Here is a 13,282-nt window from a genome sequence, read left to right on the forward strand (position 1 = left end):
GCAGGGGCGACGTTGCCGATAAACGGTTTTGAATTTCAACGATGTTGGCGGTGCTGTCAGTCTAATGCGAACCGCTCTCCACACGATGCATTTTGGGTCTTTGAGGGCGACGTTCAGCTAGCAAGCGCCTGCCACTCCGTTAGGGCGGCGGAGCGTCGTTCCCGGTAGGTCTGTCGATCGATGAGGTGGCGTTCCAGGCTGAAGTGGTTGTGGATGTTGGCGTAAATGGAGGCGAACTTCTGCAGTGTCTTCACCTGACGGAACCGCTGCATCGCCCGCTCCCGTCGTCGAAACGGCAGGTGGCTGTTCTCCACCCGGTTGTTCGCCCAGCGGCCAACCTCCTGCTTCTCGGCGTTGCCCAAGTCGTTCATCGCTGCGCGGTAGCTGCGCAGACCGTCGGTGTTGATCGCCTCAGGCGAGCCGTGGCGCTTCAGCGCCTTCTTCATGAACGAAAGCGCAGCCGCTTTGTCGCGGGTTCTGGTGACGTAGCTTTCTAGCACCTCGCCTTCATGATCCACCGCTCGCCACAGGTAGACCATCTCGCCGTTCAGCTTTACGTACATTTCGTCCAGGCGCCAACGCCAATGACGAAAGCCGCGCATCCGGCTCACCCGCTGGCGGCGGATGTCACCGGCGAACAGCGGACCGAACCTGTTCCACCACAGCCGTACCGTCTCATGGGAGATGTCGATCCCGCGCTCGAACAGCAGGTCCTCCACGTTCCGCAGGCTCAGCGGAAAGCGCACGTACATCAACACCACCAGCCGGATCACCTCCGGCGACGAGTTGAAGTAGCGAAACGGCGAGGCTGGCTTGCGCGGGCGGGGCATGGCCCCGCCCTATCCAACTATCGCCCGTTTATCAGACGGTGCATTTGGTTTGACGCTGCCTCACCCACTCTTACGGCAGCTGGTGCTCGAGGGGTTGCAGAGCGTGGGGTATGTCGCCGACGTCGTTTCGGCCGGGCCGTGTACTCGAGGTCATCTGCCGCTGATTACGATCCCGGAGCGTAGCATAGGCAACGTAGCCCGGGACCATCATGACCAATCAGAACGCGGCGCGGCCCGCCTTTAGCGCTGCCGAGCGTGAACAGCAGCGCATCACTCACCTCGTGCTTCGCGCGCCGCGGCCCTGCCGGAAGATCACCAGCAAGCGGAAGAGACGAAAGCATCCATCATGCTGGCTCGCACAGTACGCGGCGTTCTTCAGCACGGTCGGCGCGAGGTTGATGACCAGCGTTTCGGCGCGGTGCGCGCGCAGCTCGCGGTCGTTGCGGCCGGCACGCAAAATGGGAGTGGAATGCTTTTCGCGCCTGGGGCAAAAGGAGACCGAGGTCGAGTGCTCCTCCGCATCCATGTACGCTTATGATGGTACGCGGGCGTTGTAGCGTGATTAAGGTAAAGACCTCCTTCGTTCCGCCATCAGATAAAATCGGTGATCTCGATACTTACCTTAAATGACACTTCACGTTGCGTCCCGACCTCTTCAATCCGGCACTCAGCGACGCGCTTGTTCTCGAAGGATTGCCCCTCAAGAAGCATATGTAGGCATAATCGGGTAACCGCATCTCGCGCTGCGTTTATTGAGGGAAACCCTTCAGTAGCGGTGTAGGTGTTTCCATCTAAGATAACGATTGTGAATTTCGGCATGTGCGGCCTTGTGGACAAATTCTCCAAATCGGTAATCCTATCAATCTGAGATATAATTCCGATCTGACACCAAACGGAGCAGCAACAGCTAGTGCTGTTAAACTCAACAAGATTGATCGCAGCGGGCTAGCTCAGCTCGTGACCTCCTACCTTGCTACCCGTTATGGCTTAGAGAGCGACTCTATGCATGCGGATACCCATTGGGTAATCTCAGATCGGGTCGTCTCTGAAGCCGAGGGGAGTAGATGATCGAAGCGGACGACCACTCAGTTTCAGCCACTAAGGGCGCGTATTTCGATCAGCTTCTATCCCGTGTTGTAGTCAAGTGTCGATAAACCTGCGACAGTGTCGACCGTTTATGATCTGGGGTAAGTCATGTGGGGCAGGCGCTTGCGGGATACATCGTTTTGGTGGTTGAGAACGAGTATTTCATTGCGAGTGACACCGCTGAGTCGCTCGCGCGAGCTGGAGCGACGATTCTTGGGCCATGCGCAACCGTTGCAGCTGCTGTGCGGTTGATCGAAGAAACCTCTCCGTCGCACGCCGTTTTAGATCTTAACCTCGACGGGTCTGGCGCTCGCTTCGAACTCGCCAGGCAGCTCCAGAGCCGCAAGGTTAAGAGCGTCATCGTCTCTGGGTACGACAAAGGGACGCTGCCTAACGATCTGGCGGGCATACCATTCCTGATGAAGCCTGTATCTTATGGCCAATTGGTCGAAGTTTTCGCCGCTTTGCCTGCAGCTCATTAGCTGTTCGAGTGCATGGTGGCTAAAGCGGACGGCCGTGATTGGATATCAAGCAGGTATACTCGGCACTGATCGTCAATTGCGCGGAAGCAAACAGGCAACTGAGGCAGAGGCTCCCTCCGCCTTAATGACCAGGATTGGTGGGAATTGGACCTTCGCCGCTGCTACCAAAAGATATGATCGGTAATGACGCCGAATCTAACGAGGAAACCCAGTACCACGCCGATGAGAAGCAGGACCCCGTACACGGCTATGGCTTGGGTCCGGCTTCGGCGATCCGTCTTATAGCTCATGTCTGACCGCCTTGTAGCTGATTGAGCATCGAGGGTGAGCGATCCGGCCCATATCTGCAAGTGGGCGAAAGCGGGAGAACGTGCCCGGGGTACCCGGCGGGTATAATCGAGTCCTATCGCCCTCACAACCAAGCGCCGGAGGCGATTGAGGCGGAGGGCTCCTCCGCCTCGCTCGGCAAACAGATAAAATTGCGTGCCTTACGTTTTCAGCCTGCGCGACTTTTGATCTTCATGCAGGTGGCTGTCATCGCCTTCGATTTCAGTGCTGCTATCGTCCTCACCGCCACCAGTGTCCGGAGTGCTCTCCGACGATTGGTCTTTGTCTTGTTCTTTTTTCTCACCGGGCACGTTGCTTCTCCTATGCTGTCACAAACGTACGTTGTCGCTTAATCGCTTCCCTCATTGGGATCGAAGTTTTTCCGGCCGGCCTTAGTAAGATCTTCCACCTTTGACGGGCTCTCATTCTTGCCGCTGCCTGCGTCACTCGGTTGATAGGGCTTCTGTTTTTCTTTTCTGTCATCCGTATGATTGGCATTCATAACTTCCCTCCTCGTCTATAAAACTAAACGCGCGAATGGCAACATCGGCCCCCGCCAGCAAATAAGCAGGAACGATCCCACATGGGCGGTAGGCCGATGATCCGAATGGTGCGGCGCCGAGAGGCGCTTGGGGGCGCCAAGCCAGAGGATCCCTCCGCCTCTATGACCGGGATTGGTGGTTAGCCGACCGACATCTCAATGGAGATATTGGCCAGTGCGACCATGTGCTCCAGCAGGCCAAGCCGATACCGTCTTGCCCAATCCCCTTCTGTATTATAGAGGCAACACACCGCTCCAACGAGGAACCTTGTGACAAACTCGCAAACAGCCCAGCAAGTGGAGCTTACCGCGAAAAACCTAAGGGCGTCCGTTGTGCCTACGACATTCAGCGACATGGTCCCTATTCCGCTCAGGCAAACAGACGGAGCAAGCCCATGCGCGCCATCGCCTATCTCCAGCCCGGCCCAATCGGCCAACCAGACGTTGACGTGCTCCCCGGAAAACATGCCATTGATAAGTTAGCTCGTCAGATGGAAACGAGCGATGCGGCAAGGCCGTTTTACCGAGGATCAAATCGTAGGCGTGCTGCGTGAGCACGAGGCTGGCGTGAAGACCGCCGAGCTGTGCCGGAAGCACGGAATCAGCGATGCGAAGTTCTACAACTGAATGTCGGAATACGGCGGGATGACCGTGTCAGAAGCGGCGCGGTTGCGGAAGCTGGAGGACGAGAACCGACGGCTGAAGAAGTTGCTGGCGGAGTCGATGCTGGACGTGTCGGCGCTGAAGGATCTGCTGGGAAAAACTGACCAGGTCTGCGGATCGCTACGCTGCGGTGGAGAAGCTGATGACCGGCCACGGCTTCTCCGAGCGTCGCGCCTGCAAGCTGGTGGGGGTCAACCGGTCGGCGTGGCAATATGAGCCGCTTCGCGGAAAGGACGATGCTGTCCGCGAGCGGATGCGCGAGATCGCCAACGAGCGTCGCGGGGTTCGGTTATCGCCGGCTTGCAATCCTGCTCAGGCGCGAAGGCAAAGGCATGAACCCGAAGAAGGTGTACCGGCTGTATCGCGAGGAGCGGCTGACGGTGCGCAAGCGTGGCGGCCGGAAACGGGCATTGGGCACACGGGCGCCGATGGCTATTCCGCAGGATCCCAACCAGCGCTGGTCGCTCGACTTCCTATCGGATGCATTGGCCTGTGGCCGGCGGTTCCGCGTGCGTGGGTGTCATCGACGACTACCCGCCGCATGTATCGTGAATAACGAAAGCAGGACAGCACTGTTGCCACACCGCCACAGTGCGCCACTAAAGCTCGTCGCTCTATTGCGCCGGCGCAAGCCGAGGTTCTTCCTGACGCCACGAGGGTAGGATTGGGGACACCTGAGATGACGATGAAGATCAGCCACCGCCATGCGGGCTGCGCGATGCTGGCTTTGGCGATGGGATGCCTAAGCGGCACAGCGGCGGCGCAGCAAACCGATAATTTGCCGATCGCATCGGAGCCGTCGGCACAGGCCGCCCCAACCTCGGCGGACGGCAGCACCGGCAACGACATCGTTGTCACAGGATCGCGCATCCGCCGCCCCGATTTTGACAGCCCTAGCCCCGTCGTCTCGCTGGGTGCCGCAACGATCCAGCAGTCGGGCATCACGAACCTGACCGACTTCCTGACGGGTTTCCCGGCGCTTCAGGGCTCCTCGACCTCTGCCGATAATTCGGGGAGTGGAGCGGGCATCGGCGCGACCGGGCTGAACTTGCTCAACCTGCGTAACCTCGGAACCGAGCGCACGCTGGTGCTGGTTGATGGGCGCCGCCATGTTGCCTCCTTGCCGGGCACGCAGGCCGTCGACGTAAACACAATTCCGATCGACCTGGTGGAGCGCGTAGACGTGCTGACGGGCGGCGCCTCGGCAATCTACGGCGCGGACGCGGTCAGCGGCGTCGTCAACTTCGTGTTGAAGAAGGACTTCGAAGGCATAACCGCGCGTGGTCAGGCCGGGCTCAGCGACCATGGCGACGCCGGCAAGCGGTACGTCGCGGTCACCGCAGGCAAAAACTTTGCCGACGGCCGTGGCAATTTCGCGGTGGCCTACGAATATGCCGAGGAAAGCCGCTTGCAGGCGCGCGCGCGTCCGCAATATCGCGGCGGCAATTACACCGGCTTCTACCGCAATCCCGCAGATCCCGAATTCAAGGCTGGGTACACCGGCGGCGCCAGCAACGGCATCCCCGATCGCATCCCGACGCGCGACGTCCGCTACAACGACACCGCGCGCGAAGGCGGCATAGACGTCGATTTCGACGGCGCCCCCGATTACGTCGTCGACGGGGCGGGGCAGTTGGTGCCGTTCAATATCGGCACCGTCGTCCAGCCGGGTTATTCGACCGGCGGCAACGGAACGCGCGTCGCCGATTACCAGAACGACCTTCTGCCTGAACTGAAGCGTCATGTGGTCAACGTGATCGGCCATTTCGACGTCTCGCCGGCGCTGACGCTCTTCGTCGAGGGTAAATATGCCAATGTAAAGGCTTTCTCGCTGGGGCAGCCGTCGTTCGACTATTACCTCAACATCGCGCCCGACAATGCCTATCTGCCCGCTCAACTGGCCGGCAACGGGGCGCTATTGACCCGCGACAATTTTGACCTTGGGCAGCGCGGCGAGAACATCACGCGTGAGACATTTCGCAGCGTGGTCGGCGCTCGTGGCGACGTTAGTCCGCACGCCAGTTACGAGATCTCCTACACCTTCGGCCAGACCAACGTCACGAGCAACTACGTCAACGATAACTACGACGATCGCTTCCTGGCCGGACTGGATGCGGTGCGCGATCCGGCTACCGGGCAAATTACTTGCCGCGTCAATCTTGACCCAACCGCGCTGCCCGATCAGCCATATATCGACCCCGACACGGGCCGCTACACCGGTGCGCCGCGTACCTTCCGGCCCGGTGAGTGCGTGCCGCTCAACCTGTTCGGCGACAACGTCGCCAGCCAGGCGGCGCTGGACTTCGTGCGCGCCAACACGACCGACCGGTCGCGGATTCGGCAGCAGGTGGTCACTGCGTCGCTGTCGGGCGATTTCGGTCAAATCTTTCGACTGCCGGGCGGCCCTGTCGGCTTCGCGGTCGGTGGCGAGTATCGCAAGGAGGAAAGCCGCTTCATCCCCGATGCGATCGCGGCACAAGGCCTGACCTTCACTAACGCGCTCGGTCGGGACGAAGGATCGTTTGACGTCAAGGAAGTGTTTGGCGAGCTGAACGCCCCCCTGCTACGCGATCTCCCGTTCGCCCACCGGCTGGAAGTCGGCGCCGCGGCGCGCTTCTCCGATTATTCAACGATCGGAAATACCACCACGTGGAAGGTCGACGGCACCTGGTCTCCGGTGCGCGACATCACCTTCAACGGCACCTACTCAAAGGCGGTGCGTGCCCCTAACATCGGCGAGCTGTTCGGTGCGCGGTCGCAGACCTTCGCATTCATCACCGACCCGTGCGACCGCGCCGAGATCCAGAACGGCACGCAATACCGCGCCGCCAATTGCCAGGCTCTACTCGGGGGTTGGGGGTCACCGATCCGGCCAGCTATGTCGACGGGCGCAGCGCGAGCATTGGCGGTTTCAGCGGCGGCAACCTTGCGCTGCGTGAGGAGGAGGCGACCACCTGGACTGCAGGTGCAGTGCTACAGCCGAGGTTTGTGCCCGGCCTGACGGTGCGTGCCGACTGGTACGACATCAAGTTGAAGAACGCTATCAACACCGTCACCGCGACGCAGCTGGCACAACTATGCGTCGATCAGCCGACGCTTCAAAATCAGTTCTGCGGCCAGCTTACGCGCACGGCTGCGGCAACCAGCACGGCAGAAATCGGCAACATCACCAGCTTCACCGTCATTCCGCAGAATGTTGCAAGCTTCGCGACCGCCGGATTGGACCTGAACGTCAATTACCGGTTAGAAACTGCCTCACTCGGTAATTTCAATCTGCGGGTAATCGGCAATTATCTGGACAAGCTGGAGTTCTACGGGACGCCGGGTGCAGATGTCACCAACAGCCGCGGCGAAGCCTATGCGCCGAAATACACTGTCAACGCCGACCTGACGTGGCAGCTAAATGCACTAACTCTGAACTACGGCCTTTCGTGGTTCGACAAGACGCTGCGCTACACCAATCAGATTATGACAGGAAATCCTGACATTGTTGCTCGTGAGTATAAGTACGTCAAGCAGCTGTGGCAGCACGATATTTACGCCAGTGTCGACATCACCGACCGCTTCCAGATGTTTGGTGGTGTCAACAATGTGTTCGGGCAGAAGCCGGAACTTGCCACATTGTCCTATCCGGTGTCGGCAGTTGGCCGCTACATGTTCGTCGGCGCACGGGTGAAATTGCCGCGCATCTAAATGCGGATGGATTGGTGTCGCAGGTTGGCATGCCTGCGGCATCATGCCTCGGCCATTTTCTGTTCCACCAATGCACCCGCGCGCGCCAAGTCCACGTCCGTTGGCTATTCGAAGGACTGATATCCGAATGCCTCGCCCGTAACGTCTTCATCTGCCAAGACGCTGCATCGCCCGCTCCATCGTCGGAATGTCGGGTGACCGCTCTTCACCCAGTTTCTCACCCCGCGCGCCACCTCCTGCTTATCAGCCCCTTGCAGACCGGGCTCTCGGCCACTGGCCCATCATCTACGCACCGCGGATCGCCCATAGCGAGGAGGCAGCGGGCTTGCTTCCCCTGGTGGGCATAGGCATGGGCGGTGGCCGGGTCTTCTCGCAATCGTGACGCGCTGGTATTGAACCAGTTCGCTGTCGGCCGCGCCGCCCAACCGATCGAAAGACCCACTTCCGGCCGCTCAGTCGGTTCGCAGAGCTTCCCCATACCCGACGTTCGTTCATCTTCATTACGACAGATAGCCGTCAGCGCTTTTGGTGCCGAACAGCCTAGGAGAGTGTTGAGCCGGCTCCCACCCAAACTTTTTGCTGAAGTAGCGTTGGCCTTTGAAAGGGCGGGCTGCCGATGGCTAGAACTCGAAGCAGGCACTGCAGCACGCTCATGATCATAGAGGCGCTACCGTAAACGTTAAGTTCTGCGGCGTACCGCGCCGTTATGGGTCTGCTCCATACCATCGCGCACTGTATGGCGCACAGTCACAACCTGCGGCTTGTGGCGCTTGCCGCTGCTGTCTGTGCTGTCGGCGTCTACGCAACATTCGCAATTGCGCGGCATACGGCGCGAGCAGTCGATGCGCTTCGCTTCCGATGGGCTCTCGTCAGCATCGTATCGGGTGGATGTACGGCATGGGCTACGCATTTCATCGTGCTTCTGGCCTACCAGCCAGGCATTGAAGCCGCGTTCGATCCGCTGGTCACCATCGCATCGTTAGCTTGTGCTATCGTGGGTATCGGCGGGGGCATTCTCGTGTCGATGCGCTCACGCCGTCGCATGCAGCAATTTATCGCAGGGCTCGTCATCGGCGTTGGCATCGCCGCGCTGCATTACATTGGACAATCGGCATATCTTGTTCGGGGCAGCGTCGCCTGGGATCCGGTGCTGGTGCTTCTCTCGCTCGTCGTCGGCGTGCCGTTGACCGGGCTCGGCATGATGACGTTGTCGCACCGACGTCGCTCCATTCGCCGCGCTGCGCCACCACTACTACTGCTTTCGATCGCCGTTCTGCATTTCTGCGGCATGGCGGCGATGACCGTTCGCCCCGATGCGACTGTCAGTTTCCCGGCGACCGCCATGTCGCCAGCAACCATCGCGCCGTGGGTAGCGGGCGTGTCGATCGCCCTCCTCACCCTTGCGATATTCGGTTGGCGCTTCGACCTCGCCGCAAAAGCAAGGCTCCGCCTTGATCAGCGCCGCCTGCGTGAACTCGCCGATGTCGCGCTTGAAGGCTTGCTGATCTGCACCGAGGACGCGATCACCACCGTCAATCAAAGCATCGAGCGCCTCTCCGGCTATGCGCCGGGCACGCTCCCTGGATCGTCCCTGAGCCAACTGCTTCCCGGCGTCGATTTCGCCAGCATGCCCGAGCGGGAGGAGCGGGAGGCGCAGCTCACCAGCGCAAGCGGCGACACCATTCCCGTCCGCATCCTTCGCGCGCAGGTTTCGCTCGGCCACAAGGTTCACACGGTCATTGCCGTACGTGACCAGCGTGAGCGGCTGCGGACCGAGGCACGCATGCGCACCCTGGCATTCAGCGACTCGCTGACCGGGGTCGCCAACCGCGGACGCTTCTTTGATCTGCTCTCGATCCACACGGCTTCGCGACGCGAGCGCGATCAATCCTTCGCGGTGCTCATGCTCGACCTCGATCGCTTCAAGCCAGTGAACGATAGGCTGGGTCATGCCGCAGGTGACGCTATCCTGCAGATGGTGGCGGAGCGGCTCCAGGCGACGCTGCGCGACGGCGATGTGCTTGCCCGGCTCGGCGGCGAGGAATTTGCTATTCTGCAGATTGCAGCAGACCATCTCGACTCCGTTGCCATCCTGGCGGAGCGCATCGTGCAGACGATCGGCGGCCGGCCCTTCACCTACCAGGGACAAGCGCTGCATCTTGGTGCGAGCGTCGGTTTCGCTTGGGCGCCGCAAGACGGCAACGACCCGGCCGAACTGCTGCGGAACGCCGATCTGGCACTTTATGCCGCGAAGTCGGACGGTCGCGCGATCTGGCGGCGATACGACCCGCGCTTTGATGAGGAGACACAGAAGCGGCGGCGCCTCGAGATCGGCCTGCGGCACGCGATCAGCCACGGAGAGCTGCAACTGCACTACCAGCCGCTGGTCGACGCTCAAACCGGCGCGATTACGTCCGCAGAGGCGCTGGTGCGCTGGAACCATCCCGAACGTGGGCTTATCCCTCCAGTCGATTTCATCGGACTTGCAGAGGAAACCGGATTGATCCTGCCCCTTGGCGACTGGGTGGTGCGGACAGCGTGCGCCGAGGCGGTCAGCTGGCCCGCAAACATCGGCGTGGCGGTGAACCTTTCGCCTGCGCAATTCCGTGACCATGGGCTCAGCAAGGTCGTCTTGTCGGCGCTCCATGAATCCGGATTGGAACCAAGCCGTCTTGAGTTGGAAATTACCGAAGGCGTGCTACTGAACGACGAGGCGGGTACGCTTGCGACTTTGGCCGAACTTCAGAAGGCCGGCGTACGCATCTCCATGGACGATTTCGGCACCGGCTATTCGTTCCTGAGCTATCTGCGCAAATTCCCCTTCGACAAGATCAAGATCGATCAATCATTCGTGCGTCAAATTCCCGACGATCCGGAAAGCGCGGCGATCATCCGGGCGATCATCACGATGAGCGCATGCCTCGGTATCAAAACGACCGTCGAGGGGGTTGAGACGAGCGAGCAACTCGCCTTCTCGGTCGCGGAAGATTGCGACACGATCCAAGGTTACCACGTCAGTCGACCGCTCACTGCAAGCGCTTTCCATGACGTTCTTGATCTCACGCAGCCATCTCGATCGGACATCCTTGTTGATCGATCGATGTGTTCCATGCGGGCCTGAGCTCACTCACGGCGAGGAAGCTTCGGTGCACTCGGGACGCCGCAAGCTTGGGTCCGCACCCCACCGAAATTTGCCTTTGAGGCAGAGCAACCCTCCGCCCCTGTCTAAGCTGCGCTGAGGGCGTTGGCTAATCGAAGAATGCGATTTTCCCCGCTTAGTACCCCCAATGACGCTTCCGCCCGAAGGCTGTAGGCTGGTCAGTGAGGGTCCCCCAGTTTCTCATCCATGTCGAAGGAGAGTTTCCGTCATTTTGAGGGTCCCCCAGTTTCTCATCCATGTCGAAGGAGAGTTTCCGTCATTCTGAGGGTCCCCCAGTTTCTCATCCATGTCGAAGGAGAGTTTCCGTCATTCATTCGGCCGCGATCTTGGCCGCGGCAGCAGCATATTCGACCGGCGTCAGCCAGCCAAGCGATGTGTGAGGGCGGCTCTCATTATAGTCCCGCCGCCAGGCCTCGATCTTGGCTCTGGCGTCCTCCAGCGACAGGAACCAGTGCGTGTTCAGGCACTCGTCCCGAAGGCGGCCGTTAAACGACTCTACGAAGGCGTTGTCGGTCGGCTTGCCCGGCCGGCTGAAGTCCAGGGTCACGCCATTCTCGTATGCCCAGCGGTCGAGCGCCTTCGAGATGAACTCCGGCCCGTTGTCCACCCGAATGGTCCTGGGCGCGCCGCGGGTTGACGAGATCCGCGCCATCACCTCGACCACCTGCTCACCCTTGATGCCCTGGTCGACGTCAATCGCCAGCGCCTCGCGCGTGAACGCATCGACGACCGTCAGCGCTCGCAACCGCCGGCCGTCGAACAGCGCGTCGGAGACGAAGTCCATCGACCACATCTCGTTGGCCGCCGCAGCCGCAGGCTGTCGGTCGCGGTTGGCAGCGCTGACGTTGCGGCGAGGCTTCTTGAGCCGAAGGCTCAGTCCATCATCCCGGTAAAGCCGATAGACCCTCTTGTGGTTCACGAACCATCCCTCCCTGCGCAGCAGGATGTAGATGCGGAAGTAGCCGTATCGCGTCCGCGTCGCCGCCAGATCGCGGATGCGCAGCATCAGCGGCGCCTGGTCCGGCCGATGCGACACGTAGCGCACCGACGACCGGTCGACGCCCAGCGCCAGGCAACTGCGTCGCTCGCTGACACCATGAGACGCCTGGACGTGCGCGACGAGCTCGCGCCGTCGTCCAGGCGTCAGGGCTTTTTGACAGCACGTCCTGCAGGATATGCTTGTCCAGGCTCAGGTCCGCGACCAGCTGCTTGAGCTTGCGGTTCTCCTCCTCGAGCAGCTTCAGGCGCCGCAGCTCGCCTACGCCGAGGCCGCCGTACACCTTCTTCCAGCGGTAGAATGTCTGCTCGGAGATCCCCATCCGGCGGATTACCTCCGCCACTGACGTACCCGTCTCCGCCTGCTTCAGCGCGAACGCGATCTGCTCGTCCGTATGCCTCGTCTTCTTCATGTCCAGCTCCTCGCCCGCAGGCTTCAAAGGACCGGAAAACTCTCACTCAACATGGATGAAAAAACAGGGAGGACGTCAAAGGCGGCACTTCGTTTGGCTTCGAACAACAAGGGCGCTCTTGACGAACGGCGGCTATGGCGCGCCTCGGTAGCTGGCATGGATGTCTAGGTTTGGGCGAAGTGGCCGTCCCGGTGCGGGTATCTGGAGGATGCAAATCGGCCTTCAGGAACCTCTAGGCCGGCCTAAAAGACGCTTGCGGCGAAGAAGTTTTCCGCCTCGTATGACGTCAGCGAGCTCAAGTGCCCTCGAAAGTTACACCGCCCTCTCGAGACCTCAGCGATTTCTGTCACGCAGACGATTTGCCATGCAAGGACCAGCGCAGAAAAGTGTACAGCGACTGGGAGCGCATCGCTCAAAAGGATACGACAATGGCAAAAAGCCAGCGCAAATCGAACAAGGAAATTCGCAAGCCTAAGGCGGTTAAATTAAATAATATCGCTGCCAATGCGCCCAAAAAGGACGGCCTGGTCGCTGCGCTCCTCGCAAAGAAGTAGACCTTAAAACGCACTTGCGTCGGCGCAGAACTTTCCGAAGGATCATCATGTCACGAGCTCTGAACGTCAACGCCACCGAGGCGGAAGTCAGAACACGCGCAGCGGCCATGGGAACCGCGATCAGCGCGATCGAGACGATCCTGTCAGGCGGAACACGTGTCGTATTCGCAAGTGGCGCTGACGCCGAGGTGATGCGAGGTGTTTTCGCCAATCAGCTGATCAAAGGAACGGTGACGCGTGCGCGGTGGGTTAGCGGTGGCTGACGGAAACGGTGTAAGCATGAGGCATCAGCGCTGGACGCAATGCGACATCACCACGTTGCGTAACCACCTTGGCGCCGGCGACATGCTGGTCGATGCCTGGCGTGGTCTGGAACGCTCCCCCTAACGGGTCATGTTAATGATCGGTCGCTTGCGGCTCCCTTTTCGGAGCAAATTCGCTGATCAGAGGCATGTTCCAGATAAGCGTTTTCAGTGATTGCGCCTACGTCCATCCGAAGACCCGATTAGCCTTTCGCCATGACGCCTGACTTTAAGT

The 13,282-nt window shown here is 60.2% G+C and carries 9 protein-coding genes and 1 pseudogene; 6 read left to right on the forward strand and 4 right to left on the reverse strand.

Annotated elements, in window-relative coordinates; genetic code table 11:
- Nucleotides 1-113: 113 nt before the first annotated feature.
- Complete coding sequence (locus tag QP166_RS12915) at nucleotides 114-830, reverse strand: IS6 family transposase (RefSeq protein WP_333916268.1); 717 nt, start codon at nucleotides 828-830, stop codon at nucleotides 114-116.
- Nucleotides 831-1,104: 274 nt separating this feature from the next.
- The gene (locus tag QP166_RS12920) at nucleotides 1,105-1,356 is read right to left on the reverse strand and encodes a hypothetical protein (protein WP_333916269.1); all 252 of its coding nucleotides are present in this window, start codon (nucleotides 1,354-1,356) and stop codon (nucleotides 1,105-1,107) included.
- A 670-nt stretch (nucleotides 1,357-2,026) separates the two neighbouring features.
- Here QP166_RS12920 and QP166_RS12925 point away from each other — a divergent pair.
- Nucleotides 2,027-2,398, forward strand: coding sequence for a response regulator (locus QP166_RS12925; protein WP_333916270.1), 372 nt, complete (start codon nucleotides 2,027-2,029; stop codon nucleotides 2,396-2,398).
- A gap of 676 nt (nucleotides 2,399-3,074) precedes the next feature.
- Here the strand turns inward: QP166_RS12925 and QP166_RS12930 are convergent.
- Nucleotides 3,075-3,227, reverse strand: coding sequence for a hypothetical protein (locus QP166_RS12930; RefSeq protein ID WP_333916271.1), 153 nt, complete (start codon nucleotides 3,225-3,227; stop codon nucleotides 3,075-3,077).
- Between the two features lie 543 nt (nucleotides 3,228-3,770).
- On the opposite strand from QP166_RS12930, the pseudogene QP166_RS12935 reads away from it, so the two are divergent.
- The 4 genes and pseudogenes from QP166_RS12935 to QP166_RS12950 form a co-directional block, all read left to right on the forward strand.
- A pseudogene (locus tag QP166_RS12935) lies at nucleotides 3,771-4,463 on the forward strand (transposase); the annotation flags it as partial.
- A gap of 145 nt (nucleotides 4,464-4,608) precedes the next feature.
- The gene (locus QP166_RS12940) at nucleotides 4,609-6,930 is read left to right on the forward strand and encodes a TonB-dependent receptor domain-containing protein (protein ID WP_333916272.1); all 2,322 of its coding nucleotides are present in this window, start codon (nucleotides 4,609-4,611) and stop codon (nucleotides 6,928-6,930) included.
- A complete protein-coding gene (locus QP166_RS12945; protein ID WP_333917343.1) occupies nucleotides 6,861-7,622 on the forward strand; it encodes a TonB-dependent receptor domain-containing protein in 762 nt (253 codons plus the stop codon). Before QP166_RS12940 ends, QP166_RS12945 begins: the two co-directional genes overlap by 70 nt.
- A 736-nt stretch (nucleotides 7,623-8,358) precedes the next feature.
- On the forward strand, nucleotides 8,359-10,743 hold the full coding sequence (locus QP166_RS12950) for a bifunctional diguanylate cyclase/phosphodiesterase (protein WP_333916273.1): 2,385 nt from the start codon (nucleotides 8,359-8,361) through the stop codon (nucleotides 10,741-10,743).
- 349 nt (nucleotides 10,744-11,092) lie between these two features.
- On the opposite strand, the gene QP166_RS12955 is transcribed toward QP166_RS12950, so the two are convergent.
- Nucleotides 11,093-12,191 (reverse strand): IS3 family transposase gene (locus QP166_RS12955; RefSeq protein WP_333914999.1). Its coding sequence is split into 2 segments (ribosomal slippage): nucleotides 11,093-11,939 and nucleotides 11,938-12,191, totalling 1,101 coding nucleotides; the frame shifts between segments, so codons are not numbered across the junction.
- Nucleotides 12,192-12,577: 386 nt separating this feature from the next.
- Here QP166_RS12955 and QP166_RS12960 point away from each other — a divergent pair.
- The gene (locus QP166_RS12960) at nucleotides 12,578-12,745 is read left to right on the forward strand and encodes a hypothetical protein (protein WP_333916274.1); all 168 of its coding nucleotides are present in this window, start codon (nucleotides 12,578-12,580) and stop codon (nucleotides 12,743-12,745) included.
- Nucleotides 12,746-13,282 lie beyond the last annotated feature (537 nt).

The organism is Sphingomonas sp. LR60, assembly GCF_036855935.1.
GTDB lineage: Bacteria > Pseudomonadota > Alphaproteobacteria > Sphingomonadales > Sphingomonadaceae > Sphingomonas.